The following is a 13,429-nucleotide window of genomic DNA, read 5'->3' on the forward strand; positions in this document are numbered from 1 at the left end:
GCGTGCCCGATGACGCCGGTCGGCGGCAGGCCTAGATCGCGAGGCGCTCCGTCACGAGGGCGGCCAGCTCCTGCGCGTGCCGCTCCGCGGTCGCCTGGTCGGCGGCCTCGACCATCACGCGGATCATCGGCTCGGTGCCCGAGGCGCGCATGAGGATCCGGCCGGTGTCGCCGAGCTCGGCCTCGGCCCGCGCGACAGCCGCGTTGAGCTCGGCGTCGTCGCCCACGCGCTCGCGGTCGACGCCGCGCACGTTGATCATCACCTGCGGGTAGACGGTCATCACCGAGGCGAGCTCGCGCAGGCTCTTGCCCGTGGCCGCCATCTCGCCGAGCAGCTGGATCCCCGTGAGGATCCCGTCGCCGGTCGTCGCGTGCTCCGCGATCACGAGGTGACCCGACTGCTCGCCGCCGAGGGAGTAGCCGCCCTCGTTCATGGCCTCGAGCACGTAGCGGTCGCCGACGCGCGTCTGCAGCACGGTGACGTCGTTCTCGGCCATCGCGATGCGGAGGCCGAGGTTGCTCATGACGGTCGCCACGAGCGTGCGCTCCGCGAGCAGGCCGCGGCGGGCCATGGACAGCGCGAGCACGGCCATGATCTGGTCGCCGTCGATGATCGCGCCCGTGTGGTCGACCGCGAGGCAGCGGTCGGCGTCGCCGTCGTGCGCGATGCCCACGTCGGCGCCGTGCGCGAGGACGGCCTCGGCCAGCAGGTCGAGGTGCGTGGACCCGACCCGGTCGTTGATGTTCATGCCGTCGGGGTCGTTGCCGATGACGGTGACGCGCGCGCCCGCGTCCGTGAAGACCTCGGGGCTGATGCCCGCGGCGGCGCCGTGCGCGCAGTCGAGGACCACGTGGATCCCGTCAAGCCGGTGCTGCAGCGTGCCGAGCAGGTGGAGGACGTAGCGGTCCTCGGCATCCGCGAAGCGGCGGATGCGGCCGACGTCGGCTCCCGTGGGGAGCAGGACGGGCTGGCTCAGCTGCGCCTCGATGCGGTCCTCGAGCTCGTCGGCGAGCTTCCGTCCGCCGGCGGCGAAGAACTTGATCCCGTTGTCGGGAGCGGGGTTGTGCGACGCGGAGATCATCACGCCGAAGTCGGCGTCGAAGTCCGCGATGAGGTACGCCGTGGCCGGCGTCGGGATGACCCCGGCGTCGAACACGTCGACGCCGGAGCTCGCGAGGCCGGCGGCCACGGCCGCCGCGATGAACTCGCCGGAGACCCGGGGATCCCGGGCGACGACCGCGACGGGTCGTCGTCCGGCATCCCGGGCGTCCTGGCCGAGCACGTGCGCGGCGGCCTGGGCCAGGCGCAGGGCGAGGTCCGCAGTGATGGTCTCGCCGTTGGCGAGTCCGCGGACGCCGTCCGTGCCGAAGAGCCGGGGCATGAGTGCCGGGGTACCCGAGCGCCTTAGCGCTTCGAGAACTGGGGCGCCTTGCGGGCCTTCTTGAGTCCGGCCTTCTTGCGCTCCTTGACGCGCGCGTCGCGGCTGAGGAAGCCGTTCTTCTTCAGCACGGCGCGGTTGTTCTCCTCGTCGATCTCGTTGAGGGCGCGTGCGATGCCGAGGCGCAGGGCGCCGGCCTGGCCGGAGGGGCCACCGCCGGAGATGCGCGCGACGACGTCGTAGCTGCCGAGGAGGTCCAGCACCTTGAACGGGTCGTTGACGAGCTGCTGGTGCAGCTTGTTGGGGAAGTAGTCCGCGAACTCACGGCCGTTGACCGTGATCGAGCCGGAGCCGGGGACGAGGCGCACGCGGGCGATGGCCTGCTTGCGTCGTCCGACGGCGCCGCCGGACACGTTGAGGACCGCGCGGGGGGCCTTGGGGGCCTCCTCGTTCGGGGTCTCGGTCGAGAAGCTCTCGGGAGCCACGTCGAGGGAGTCTGAGATCTGAGCCACTGGGTTCGATTCCTTCTGAGGTCTTTGGTCGTCGCTGTCGGCAGCCGGAGCTACTGAGCGACCTGGCCGAGGGTGTACGGGGTGGGCTGCTGAGCAGCGTGGGGGTGCTCGGGGCCCGCGTAGACCTTGAGCTTCTTCAGCTGCGCCGCACCCAGCGAGTTCTTCGGCAGCATGCCGCGGATGGCCTTCTCGACCGCGCGCGTGGGGTGCTTCTCGAGCATCTCGACGTAGGTGGTGGCCGTGAGGCCGCCCGGGTAGCCGGAGTGGCGGTAGGCCAGCTTCTTCTCGAGCTTCTGGCCCGTGAGCGCCACCTTCTCGGCGTTGACGATGATCACGAAGTCGCCCATGTCCATGTGGGGGGCGAACGTGGCCTTGTGCTTGCCGCGCAGGAGCGCGGCGGCGTGGCTGGCGAGACGGCCGAGGACGATGTCCGTGGCGTCGATGACGACCCAGTCATGCTGGACCTCACTGGCCTTGGGGGAATAGGTGCGCGTCATTGATCTGACTGCCTTCTTTTCGAGGTGAGATGGTCGTGAATCCCGCTCCGTGGGCGTTCTGACGAGAACGCATCCGGTGGAGGGCTCAACCTTGTACGTCGCCGCACGCAGGCGTGCGGACAACCGGTTCAGAGTACGCGATCCGGAGCGATCAGGCAATCCCGGGCGTGTCGCGGAGGCGGGCGAGGTCGCGCGCGGCCGCGGCGGCACCCTCGGCGATCGTGTCCACCTCATGCGACGCCCGCCGGTTCCGGGTGACCTCGGTGCGCGCCGCGAGCTCCGCGTCGGGCGGGTAGCCCACCCGCTCGAGCACGAGGCCGCGCGCGGGCATCACGGTGAACTCGCTCGTCCGCTCGCGCAGCTCCAGCAGCTCGCGGAGCCGCGCGACGTCGACGCGTCCGGACGCCGCCGCGACGCACGCGCCGATGAGCGCGCGCACCATGCTGTGGCAGAAGGCATCCGCCCGCACCGCGGCCTCGAGCGCGCCGTCGGCCGCGCGCGCCCAGGTCAGGTCCTGCAGCGTGCGGATGGTCGACGCCCCCTCGCGCGGCTTGCAGTACGCGGCGAAGTCGTGGAGGCCCAGGAGCGCGTCGGCCGCCTGCTGCAGCACGGCCGCGTCGAGCGCGACCGGGACCTCGACGGTGCGGTGCCGCTGGAGGGGGTCGCGGGGGCCGGAGGCGTCGGAGATCCGGTAGCGGTACGCCCGCCAGGTCGCGGAGAAGCGGGCGTCGAAGCCGTCGGGCGCGGGCGCGCAGGAGAGCACGACGACGTCGGACCTGGCGCCGAGGACGCCGTTCATCCGGCGTGCGAGGGCCCCGGCGGCGCGCTCGGCGGAAGCAGCGTGCGGCCCCTCCCCCGCGGCCGCGTCGGCGGCGCGGCCCCGCGGCGGCCGGTCGAGCGACGCGATCTGCGCGTCCGTGAGGTCGAGGTGCGCGACCTGCCCCGTCGCGTGCACGCCCGCGTCGGTCCGCCCGGCGACGACGAGCGTCGGCGCAGGCGGCGTGCGGGCGAGCAGCTGCGCGAGCGCGTCCTCGAGCGCGCCCTGCACCGTGCGGAGACCGGGCTGCTTGGCCCAGCCGGCGAAGCCCGTGCCGTCGTACGCGATGTCGAGGCGGAGGCGCGTGCCCGCGTGTCTCGCTCCGGCATCCGCGCTCATCGGGCGGCGGATCCCCGCGGCGGCGTCATGCCGACCTCGCGCTCGTACACGGCCGAGCGGCTGGCCTGCGTGAAGCCGAGGTGCTCGTACAGGTCGAGCGCGCCCGTGGGGCTGTCGGAGTCGACGTCGAGCACGGCGCGCTGGACGCCCTCCGCCCGGGACCCCGCGAGCGCGGTGGACAGGAGCGCCTGCGCGAGACGGCGGCCGCGGTACTCGCGCCGGACGCCGACGAGGGCGATGTAGGTGGACGTGTAGCCGGCCCGCTCCCAGTTCTCCGGCGTGACCTCGGCCATGGCGAAACCGGCGACGACGGCATCCTCGCCATCGCCCGTGACGGCGATGACGGAGAGGTCGTCCCGCGCGGTCGGCAGCGAGAGGAAGGCCTCCCAGCGCTCGACGCTGACGGGCTCGGACCCCCAGTGGTCGCGGAACACCTCGTTCTTGGCGAGCCGGGTGCGCTCCCACCACTCGCGCGTGACGGGGATCAGGCGGAGGCCCTCGGGCGCCGGCACGTCGGGCAGCTCCGACTGGAGGTCGCGGTGCATCTCGATGAAGTAGCGGCTGAGGGTGAACCCGCGCGACTCGAGGAGGGCGATGGCCCCCGCGGAGTCGACCTGCACGTCCGCCCCCATGCTCGTCGGCACCGGCTCCTCGACGTGCGGGGCGGGCTGGGCGACGGCCAGGGACCGCGTCGCCCGCGCGATCTGCCAGTCGAGCAGCCGACCGCCGATGCCGCGGCGGCGGAAGCCGGGGTGCACGGAGCCCGAGATGTTCGCGCGGACGACGGTCTCGTCGTCCGGCTTGACGACGGCGACGCCCTCCGCCGCGAGGCGTCCGTCGGCGTCGACGGCCACGATCGTGTCGCGCGCGAGGTCGACGAAGGAGAACCCCTGCGCCATCACGATCTCGTCGCGGGTGGCGCGGTGGTCCGGATGGTCGGCGTCGGCCACGTCGCTCATGAGCTCGACGAGCGCGTCGACGTCGTCCGGGGAGATGGGCCGCCACGTGATCCCGTCGGGCCCCTCGGGGAGCGGGACGGCAGAGGTGGAGGAGGGATCGTCCGGCAGGGCCGTGCTCGTGTCGGTCATCCGTCCAGGGTACCGGGGCACGCGCGGCCGCCCCAGGGCGCCCGGACGCCCGAGAGCCCCCGACGCGCAGGGCGGCGGGGGCTCTCGGGATGGTGCGGGTGCTACTTGTCGGACTTCTCCGCGGCGTCGGCCTCGACCTCGGCGGCGGCCTCGTCGGTCGTCTCCGCGGGGGTCGCGTCGGTGTGCTCGACGGCGTCGGTCTCCTCGACGGGGACCTCCGCCTCCTCCGCGGGCGCCTCGGCGACCGGGGCCGCGGCGGCCGGAGCCGTCGCGGTGGACGTGCGCGAGGAGCGGACCTTCGGGGTCACGGGCTCGAGCACGAGCTCGATCTGCACCATGGGGGCGTTGTCGCCCTTGCGGAAGCCGAGCTTCGTGATGCGGGTGTAGCCGCCGTCGCGCTCGGCGACGAGGGGCGCGATCTCGGTGAAGAGCTCGTGCACGACGCTCTTCGAAGGGATGATCCCCATGACGCGGCGGCGGGCGTGCAGGTCGCCGCGCTTGGCGAACGTCACGAGGCGCTCCGCGACGGGACGCAGGCGCTTGGCCTTCGTCTCGGTCGTCTTGATGGACTTGTGCTCGAAGAGGCTCTGGGCCAGGTTCGCGAGCATGAGGCGCTCGTGCGCCGGGCCGCCTCCGAGGCGGGGACCCTTGGTGGGCTTGGGCATGGTCTTGTCTCCGTAAGTGTCGAAAGAAGGCGTACGGCCGAGGCCGGACGGATCAGTTGGTGGTGGTCTCGTCCTCGTCGTAGCTGTAGTAGTGCGCGCCGTCGAAGCCGGGGACGGCGTCCTTCAGCGACAGACCGAGCTCGACCAGCTTGTCCTTGACCTCATCCACCGACTTCTGTCCGAAGTTGCGGATGTTCATGAGCTGCGTCTCCGAGAGGGCGACGAGCTCGCTGACGTTGTTGATGCCCTCGCGCTTGAGGCAGTTGTACGACCGGACCGAGAGGTCGAGGTCCTCGATGGGCATCGACAGCTCGGAGCTGAGGACGGCGTCGACCGGCGCGGGGCCGATCTCGATGCCCTCGGCGGCCGAGTTGAGCTCGCGCGCCAGGCCGAACAGCTCGGTGAGCGTGCGACCGGCGGACGCGATGGCGTCGCGCGGCGTGATGGCCGACTTGGTCTCGACGTCGACCACGAGGCGGTCGAAGTCGGTGCGCTCGCCGGCGCGGGTGGCCTCGACGCGGTAGGTGACCTTGAGCACGGGCGAGTAGATCGAGTCGACCGGGATCTGGCCTGCCTCGCTGAACTCGCTGCGGTTCTGGGTCGCCGAGACGTAGCCGCGGCCGCGCTCGATCGTCAGCTCCAGCTCGAACTTCGCCTTCTCGTTGAGCGTGGCGATGACGAGCTCGGGGTTGTGGATCTCGACGCCGGCCGGGGCCGAGATGTCGGCGGCCGTGACCTGGCCCGCACCCTGCTTGCGCAGGTACGCGGTGATCGGCTCGTCGTGCTCGCTGGAGACGACGAGGCCCTTGATGTTGAGGATGATCTCGGTCACGTCCTCCTTCACGCCGGGGACGGTGCTGAACTCGTGCAGCACGCCGTCGATCCGGATGCTGGTGACGGCCGCGCCGGGGATGGACGAGAGGAGCGTGCGGCGGAGCGAGTTGCCGAGCGTGTAGCCGAAGCCGGGCTCGAGCGGCTCGATGACGAACCGCGAGCGGAACTCCGAGATGGACTCCTCGGTGAGGGTGGGGCGCTGCGCAATGAGCACTGTGTTGTTTCCTTTCGGCGAGGCGTCCGCTATATGACGCCTGCGATGCCCCCCGGGTGGCGGCCCGGGCGGGTAGTGAATTGGTCGATCGGACACACGGCGGATCGGCCGACGCCGTCCCCTCCTGGTGGAGCGGAACGGCAGCGGCCGATCAGCGCGAGCTAGACGCGGCGGCGCTTGGGCGGGCGGCAGCCGTTGTGCGCCTGCGGGGTGACGTCGTTGATCGAGCCCACCTCGAGGCCGGCGGCCTGGAGCGAGCGGATCGCGGTCTCACGGCCGGAGCCGGGTCCCTTGACGAACACGTCGACCTTCTTCATGCCGTGCTCCTGCGCCTGGCGGGCGGCCGACTCGGCGGCGAGCTGCGCGGCGAACGGCGTCGACTTGCGCGAGCCGTTGTAGCCGACGACGCCCGAGGACGCCCAGCTGATGACGGCACCGGTGGGGTCCGTGATCGAGACGATGGTGTTGTTGAAGGTGCTCTTGATGTGGGCCTGGCCCACGGCGATGTTCTTCTTGTCCTTGCGGCGCGGCTTGCGAACGGCCGACTTGGGTGCTGCCATGGAATTCTCCTGTGTCTACGGGTGGCGAGGCGCGGGCCGAGGGCCTAGCGCGCCTTCTTCTTGCCGGCTACGGTGCGCTTCGGTCCCTTGCGGGTACGAGCGTTGGTCTTCGTGCGCTGCCCGTGGACAGGGAGGCCGCGGCGGTGGCGGATGCCCTCGTAGCTGCCGATCTCGACCTTGCGTCGGATGTCGGCGGCCACCTCGCGGCGGAGGTCGCCCTCCACCTTGAAGTTCCCGTCGATGTAGTCGCGGAGGGCGATGAGCTGGTCGTCGCTCAGGTCCTTGACGCGGATGTTCTTGTCGATGCCGGTGTCCTCGAGGGTCTTGACGCTCGAGGTGCGGCCGACGCCGTAGATGTACGTGAGTGCGATCTCGACGCGCTTGTCGCGCGGGAGGTCGACGCCTGCTAGACGTGCCATTGAGGCTTCTCCTGGTGATGGGTGGAGGTCTGCAGCAGAGCCTGTGCATCGGCCTCCGACCGATGGTGTCCCCCGGATCCCTCAGGATCCCGGCTTCCGGCGCTGCTGTCGTTCTTCTCTGGGTGGTGCGGGTGGTGCCGTGCGGTCGTGCTGACTAGCCCTGGACCTGCTTGTGGCGCGGGTTGTCGCAGATGACGCGCACGCGGCCGTTGCGTCGGATGACCTTGCACTTCTCGCAGATCCTCTTGACGCTGGGGTTGACCTTCATGATGCTTCCTTGCTTTCGTTCTCGCTGGCCTCGTGCCGCCGCGGATGCGGGGCCGTTCCTTGTGCAGCAGGCCTACTTGTAGCGGTAGACGATCCGGCCGCGGGTGAGGTCGTACGGGCTCAGCTCCACGATCACGCGGTCCTCGGGGAGGATGCGGATGTAGTGCTGACGCATCTTGCCCGAGATGTGGGCGAGGACCTTGTGCCCGTTGCTCAGCTCAACGCGGAACATCGCGTTCGGCAGAGCTTCGACAACTCCGCCTTCGATCTCGATGACGCCGTCTTTCTTGGCCATATACTCACTGTCGCTAGAGGTGGTGTCTGCTGTTCGTGCGGATGCGCATCATGGTGAGACGCAGGTGCTGGTGGCACGCCGGGAGGCGGCCGAGCACCAAGGGTCGAGAGTACGGCATCCCCGGGCGTGTCGCAATTCTCCCCGCGTGTCGCGTGCGGATCCGCGGATCCTGCGCTAGCGGACGCACGATGGGCCGGACGGTCGCCCGTCCGGCCCGTGCTCGTGGTGCCGGTGCTGGTGCTGCCGCTCGGGCTACGCGCGGTGGCGCGGCGCGCTGCGGCGGTCGGCCTGCGCGGCGTCGACGACGGCGACGAGGTCGGCCGTCAGCGGGTGCTGGTCGTCCAGGCCCGTGACGCGGCGGACGAGGTCGGCCGCCGCGTCCGTCGCGAGGAGCCCCTGCAGCTCGAGCGCCTGCGGGTCGCCCGCGGGGTCGAAGCGGAGCGCCTGCCCCATCGCGCGCACGAGCGCGTCGTGCGGGAGCCCGCGCTCGGCGAGCTGCGCGGCGGGGCCCACGAAGCGCTCCTCGCGGGAGAGCTTGCGCAGCGGCTGGCGGCCGACGCGCTCGACGGTGTCGGCGAGCGCCGTGTTGCCGAAGCGCACGAGGTTCTTCTCGCGGTACGCCGCCTGCTCGGCCGCGTCGAGGCCGTGCTTGGCGACGAGCAGCGCGCTGGTCTCCTCGAGCACCCGGCGGACCTCGTCGGCGACCTCGGGGATCGCCATCGCGTCCGACTGGCTCACGGCGCCGCACGCGTAGCCGTGGTAGGCGACGGTCGCGTGGCCCGTGTTCACCGTGAAGAGCTTGCGCTCGATGTACGGCGCCAGGTCGTCGACGAACGTGGCGCCCGGGATCTCGGGCACGGCGTCGCCGAACGGCCCGCGCTCCACGACCCACTCCGAGAAGTCCTCGACGGTGACGTCGAGGCCCGCGGCGGGATCCTGGTTCGGCACGATGCGGTCGACGGCCGTGTTGGCGAACAGCGCGCGCCCGAGGGCGTCGGGCTCCTCCGTGAGGGCCTTCACGATCTCGGCGCGGAGGGCGTCCGTCGCGTTGATGGCGTTCTCGCACCCCATGACGGCGACGGGTCCGAGGTCGGCGGAGCGCGCCCGGAGGCCCGCGGCGATCGCCGGCGCCACGAAGCGGAGGATGTTCGGGCCCACCGCGGTGGTCACGACGTCGGCGGTCGCGATCTCCCGGATGAGCGCCTCGCCGTCCGCCGCGCTGTCGATCGCCCGGAACCCGGTGACCGTCCAGTCGCGCGCGTGCGGGCCGACCTCGGTGACGCGGTAGGACTCGGCGGCGTCGAGGTGCCCGATGAGCTCGGCGTTGACGTCGGCGAACACGACCTCGTAGCCAGCCTCGTGCAGGATCAGCCCGACGAAGCCGCGCCCGATGTTGCCGGCGCCGAAGTGGACGGCCTTCACGCCTCGTTCACCTCGGCCAGGAGGGCGTAGAGCGCCTCGGCGTCGGGGGCGTCGACAAGCTTCTGCACCTCGTCGTCATCGCTGAAGATGATGGCGATCTTGCTGAGGATGTCGAGGTGGCCGTTGTCCTTGCCGGCGATGCCGACGACGAAGCGCACCTCGTTGCCCGCCCAGTCGATGGGGGCGTCGTAGCGGACGAAGGAGAGCGCCGAGTCGAGGATCGTGTCCTTGCCCTCGTTGGTGCCGTGCGGGATGGCGAGGAGGTTGCCCATGTACGTCGAGACGCTCTTCTCGCGCTCGATCATGAAGCCCTGGTACTCGGGGGTGACGGCGCCCGCGGCGACGAGGATGCCCGCCGCCTCGGCGATGGCCTCCTCCACGCTCGACGCGGTGCCGCCGACGCGGATCTGGGCGGGTTCGAGGACGTTCGACATGGTGCTCCTGACGTGTGTGCGTGGTGCGGGGGCCGGGCTGCGCCTTCCAGCATGGCCCGGCCCCGCGAGTGCGGTGGTGCGGGGGTCCGCCGCGGGGCGGACCCGGTCGATCAGCTGTCCGAGCGCTGCTTCCGGACCAGCTCCACGATCTCGTCGTAGCGCGGCGAGTTCATGAAGTTGTCGACGGAGACGTGCTCCGAGGACGGGCTCTTCTGGCGGGCGCGGTCGGTGAGCTCGCGCTGCGTGATCACGAGGTCGGCCGTGCCGTCGAGGGCGGCGATCGCCTTGTTGACGACCGTGACGTCGGTGAGGCCGGCCTTCTTCATCTTGTTGCGGAGCACCGAGGCGCCCATGGCGGACGAGCCCATGCCGGCGTCGCAGGCGAACACGATGTCCTGGATGCGCGTGGCCGTGGCCGTGCCGCCGTCCGTGCCCGTGCTGGTCGTGCCGTCGGCGAGGCCGCCGACCGTGCCCGCGGTACCGGTCTCGGCGCCGAGCCCGGAGAGGATCGAGGACTCCTTGCCCTTGTTGGCCTGCGTCGCGGCGACCGCGGCGCCGAAGTCGCCCTCGGTCTTCTTGCCGGTGCGGAGGATGACCGCCGCGACGACGAAGGTGACCGCGGCCGAGATGATGACCGAGAGGATCACGCCGGGGAAGCTGTCGCTGGCCGTCTGGCCGAGCACGGCGATGATGCTGCCGGGCGAGGCGGGTGCGCGGAGGCCCGAGCCGAACGCGACGTTGGTCGCGACGCCCGAGGCGCCACCCGCGATGACCGCGAGGAACAGGAGCGGCTTGGAGAGCACGTAGGGGAAGTAGATCTCGTGGATGCCGCCGACGAACTGGATGAGGATCGCGCCGGGGGCGGTGGAGCGGGCGGCACCCGCGCCGAAGATCGCGAACGCGAGGAGCACGCCGAGGCCGGGGCCGGGGTTCGCCTCGAGCAGGAACAGGATGCTCTTGCCCTTCTCGAGCGACTCGGCGGTGCCGAGCGGCGTGAGGATGCCCTGGTTGATGGCGTTGTTGAGGAACAGCACCTTCGCGGGCTCGATCACGATGCTCGTGAGCGGCAGCAGGTTGTTGTCGACGAGGAAGCCGACGCCGCCGCCCAGGACCGACGTGATCGCGCGGATCACCGGGGTGAGGCCGAAGAAGGCGCCGATCGCGAAGACCGCGCCGAGGATCCCGGCGGAGAAGTTGTTGACGAGCATCTCGAAGCCGGGGCGGATGCGGTCGATCCAGAGCCGCTCGATGACCTTGAGCAGGTACGCCGCGAGCGGGCCCGTGATCATGGCGCCGAGGAACATCGGGCTGCCGCCGTCGTAGTAGGGGTCGCCGATGGTGCCGGCGATGACGCCCATGGTCGCGATGGTCGCGACCACGCCGCCGCGCGCGTCGTAGACCATGCGGCCGCCGGTGTTCGCGATGAGCAGCGGCAGGAGGAAGAACAGGATCGGGCTGATCAGCTGGGCGATGTCCGCGTTCGGCAGGTAGCCGTCCGGGATGAACAGGGCCGTGAGCAGGCCCCAGGCGATGAACGCCGCGATGTTCGGCATGATCATGCCGCTGAGGAACGTGCCGAACTTCTGCACGCCGAGCCGCACGGACTGTCCCGTGCTGCGGGTGGGTGACGTCGTCGTCATGGGGGTGGTGCTCCTGTTCGTGGTGATGGCGGGCCTGCTGCGGCCCGCCGTGCTGCGGTGAGGGGAATGTGCGGTGGTGCGGTGGAGAGGGCCGTGCGGGTCGGTGGTGCGGGTCAGACGGTGACGGGCGCCGACGCCGCGGTGACCGCGGCGCGCGCCTCGACGGCGCTGTCGGCGGCGAGGGCGACGGCGGCCAGGGCCTCCGCCTCCTCGCGCGTGTGGAGGGCGAGCTCGGCGCGCACGTCGGCGAGGGCCGCGGGCGACATCGAGAGGGTGGTGGCGCCGAGGCCGACGAGCACGACGGCGAGCAGCGGGTCGGCCGCCGCCTCGCCGCAGATGCCCACGGGCTTGCCGAGCGCGCGGCCCGCGGTGCCGACCTCCTGCACGAGGCGGAGGACGGCGGGGTGCCACGGGTCCTGGAACGCGGCCACGGATCCCAGCAGCCGGTCGGCCGCGAGCGTGTACTGCGTCAGGTCGTTGGTGCCGATGCTCGCGAAGTCGGCATTGGCGAGGATCCGGTCGGCGAGGAGCGCGGAGGACGGGACCTCCACCATCACGCCGACCGTCGTCAGGCCGAGCTCGCGGCCGAGCGCCGTGAAGTAGCGCGCCTCCTCGACGGTCGAGACCATGGGTGCCATGACCCAGAGGTCGGCCTCGGTGGCGGCGTCGGCCTGCGCCAGCGCGGTGAGCTGGTCGCGGAGGATCTGCTCGTTGGCCCGCAGCGCGCGGAGGCCGCGGAGCCCGAGGGCGGGGTTCTCCTCGTCGGCGTCGTTGAGGAAGGCCAGCGGCTTGTCGGCGCCGGCGTCGAGCGCGCGGACGACGACCTTCTGCCCGGGGAACGCCTCGAGCAGGCGCGTGTAGTGCTCCCGCTGCTCGTCCACCGTCGGCGCGCTCGTGGCGTCGAGGAAGAGGAACTCGGTGCGGAAGAGGCCGACGCCCTCGGCGCCCTTCTCGACCGCGTCGGACGCGCCGTCGGCGGATCCGAGGTTGGCGAGGAGCGGGATCGCGGTGCCGTCGGCGAGCGCCCCCGGTCCGGTGGGGACGGCGACGCGCGCCTTCCGGGCGGCGATGGCGTCACGCGCGGCGGACTCCTCCTCGGCGCTCGGGTCGACGGTGACGGCGCCCGTGAGCGCGTCGACCACGACGGTCTCGCCGTCGGCGAGGTCGGCGGCCTCGGCGACGCCGACGACCGCGACGATCGCCTTCTCGCGGGCGAGGATCGCCGTGTGCGAGGTGGGCCCGCCGTCGGTCGTGATGAGCGCGAGGACCTTGTCGAGGTCGAGGAGCGCGGTGTCGGCGGGCGCGAGGTCGCGGGCCACCAGCACGAACGCGTGGTCGGGATCCGGCACGCCGGGCGCCGAAACGCCCTGCAGGTGCGCGACGACGCGCTGCGAGACGTCGTCGAGGTCGGTCGCGCGCTCCCCCATGTAGCCGCCCATGCTGAGCAGCAGGTCGCGGAAGCCGGCGAACGCCTCGTGCACGGCGCGCTCGGCGGTGCGGCCCGTCGCGAGGCGCGCGGTGATGTCGTCGACGAGCGTCGGGTCCTCGGCCATGAAGGCCTGCGCCTCGAGCACGTCCTTCGCGGCGCCGCCGGCCTTCTCCCCGCGGATGCGGATGTCGGCGGCCGTCGCGGCGAGCGACGCGCTCACGCGGATGCGCTCCTCGTCGGCGGTCAGGGTGCTCGGGGTGTCGACGGGCTCGGGGAGCGGGTCGGGCATCCGGATGACGGGGCCGACGGCGGATCCCCGGCCGATGCCGATGCCGTTCAGGGTGCGGGAGCTCATGCGGCGTCCAGGTCGGACTCGAGGAGCGTGGCGAGGTCGGTGACGACCTGCTCGGCGTTCTCGCCCTCGGCGGAGACGACGACCTCGTCGCCCGTGTCGACGCCCAGGGAGATCACGCCGAGGATGCTCGCGGCGTTGACGCTGCGGTCGCCCTTGGCGAGCTGCACGGGGATACCGGCCTTCGCGGCGGCCTGCGTGAACAGCGAGGCGGGGCGGGCGTGCAGCCCGTGCGACGAGGCGATGGTGACGGTGCGTTCTGCCATG

The 13,429-nt window shown here is 71.7% G+C and carries 16 protein-coding genes; all 16 read right to left on the minus strand.

Annotation, left to right across the window (positions count from 1 at the left end):
* Positions 1–31: 31 nt before the first annotated feature.
* Positions 32–1,381, minus strand: a complete 1,350-nt coding sequence (gene glmM / locus CMN_RS12540; RefSeq protein WP_015491168.1) for a phosphoglucosamine mutase — start codon at positions 1,379–1,381, stop codon at positions 32–34.
* A gap of 23 nt (positions 1,382–1,404) precedes the next feature.
* Complete coding sequence (rpsI, locus tag CMN_RS12545; protein ID WP_012039268.1) at positions 1,405–1,890, minus strand: 30S ribosomal protein S9; 486 nt, start codon at positions 1,888–1,890, stop codon at positions 1,405–1,407.
* Positions 1,891–1,940: 50 nt separating this feature from the next.
* A complete protein-coding gene (gene rplM / locus CMN_RS12550; RefSeq protein ID WP_012039269.1) occupies positions 1,941–2,387 on the minus strand; it encodes a 50S ribosomal protein L13 in 447 nt (148 codons plus the stop codon).
* A gap of 151 nt (positions 2,388–2,538) precedes the next feature.
* On the minus strand, positions 2,539–3,543 hold the full coding sequence (truA, locus tag CMN_RS12555) for a tRNA pseudouridine(38-40) synthase TruA (protein WP_015491169.1): 1,005 nt from the start codon (positions 3,541–3,543) through the stop codon (positions 2,539–2,541).
* Positions 3,540–4,631 (minus strand): GNAT family N-acetyltransferase, encoded by a 1,092-nt coding sequence (locus tag CMN_RS12560; RefSeq protein ID WP_015491170.1) that lies wholly within the window; start codon positions 4,629–4,631, stop codon positions 3,540–3,542. Before CMN_RS12560 ends, truA begins: the two co-directional genes overlap by 4 nt.
* A 101-nt stretch (positions 4,632–4,732) precedes the next feature.
* A complete protein-coding gene (gene rplQ, locus CMN_RS12565; RefSeq protein WP_015491171.1) occupies positions 4,733–5,296 on the minus strand; it encodes a 50S ribosomal protein L17 in 564 nt (187 codons plus the stop codon).
* Positions 5,297–5,348: 52 nt separating this feature from the next.
* Positions 5,349–6,344 carry a DNA-directed RNA polymerase subunit alpha gene (locus CMN_RS12570; RefSeq protein WP_012039273.1) on the minus strand — a complete coding sequence of 332 codons (996 nt, stop codon included), beginning with the start codon at positions 6,342–6,344 and terminating at the stop codon, positions 5,349–5,351.
* A gap of 161 nt (positions 6,345–6,505) precedes the next feature.
* Positions 6,506–6,904, minus strand: coding sequence for a 30S ribosomal protein S11 (rpsK, locus tag CMN_RS12575; RefSeq protein WP_012039274.1), 399 nt, complete (start codon positions 6,902–6,904; stop codon positions 6,506–6,508).
* A 44-nt stretch (positions 6,905–6,948) separates the two neighbouring features.
* Positions 6,949–7,323 carry a 30S ribosomal protein S13 gene (gene rpsM, locus CMN_RS12580; RefSeq protein WP_015491172.1) on the minus strand — a complete coding sequence of 125 codons (375 nt, stop codon included), beginning with the start codon at positions 7,321–7,323 and terminating at the stop codon, positions 6,949–6,951.
* A gap of 154 nt (positions 7,324–7,477) precedes the next feature.
* Positions 7,478–7,591, minus strand: a complete 114-nt coding sequence (gene rpmJ, locus CMN_RS12585; protein ID WP_012039276.1) for a 50S ribosomal protein L36 — start codon at positions 7,589–7,591, stop codon at positions 7,478–7,480.
* Between the two features lie 72 nt (positions 7,592–7,663).
* Positions 7,664–7,885: a translation initiation factor IF-1 gene (gene infA, locus CMN_RS12590; protein WP_012039277.1), complete on the minus strand. Its 222-nt coding sequence runs from the start codon at positions 7,883–7,885 to the stop codon at positions 7,664–7,666.
* Positions 7,886–8,137: 252 nt separating this feature from the next.
* Complete coding sequence (locus CMN_RS12595) at positions 8,138–9,307, minus strand: mannitol-1-phosphate 5-dehydrogenase (protein WP_015491173.1); 1,170 nt, start codon at positions 9,305–9,307, stop codon at positions 8,138–8,140.
* Positions 9,304–9,741: a PTS mannitol transporter subunit IIA gene (locus CMN_RS12600; RefSeq protein WP_015491174.1), complete on the minus strand. Its 438-nt coding sequence runs from the start codon at positions 9,739–9,741 to the stop codon at positions 9,304–9,306. Before CMN_RS12600 ends, CMN_RS12595 begins: the two co-directional genes overlap by 4 nt.
* Before the next feature lie 110 nt (positions 9,742–9,851).
* Complete coding sequence (locus CMN_RS12605) at positions 9,852–11,381, minus strand: PTS mannitol transporter subunit IIBC (protein ID WP_015491175.1); 1,530 nt, start codon at positions 11,379–11,381, stop codon at positions 9,852–9,854.
* A gap of 113 nt (positions 11,382–11,494) precedes the next feature.
* Positions 11,495–13,165 carry a phosphoenolpyruvate--protein phosphotransferase gene (gene ptsP, locus CMN_RS12610; RefSeq protein ID WP_015491176.1) on the minus strand — a complete coding sequence of 557 codons (1,671 nt, stop codon included), beginning with the start codon at positions 13,163–13,165 and terminating at the stop codon, positions 11,495–11,497.
* Positions 13,162–13,428, minus strand: a complete 267-nt coding sequence (locus CMN_RS12615) for an HPr family phosphocarrier protein (protein WP_012039282.1) — start codon at positions 13,426–13,428, stop codon at positions 13,162–13,164. Before CMN_RS12615 ends, ptsP begins: the two co-directional genes overlap by 4 nt.
* Position 13,429: the final 1 nt, after the last annotated feature.

Source organism: Clavibacter nebraskensis NCPPB 2581, from assembly GCF_000355695.1.
In the GTDB taxonomy this organism is placed as follows: Bacteria; Actinomycetota; Actinomycetes; order Actinomycetales; family Microbacteriaceae; genus Clavibacter; species Clavibacter nebraskensis.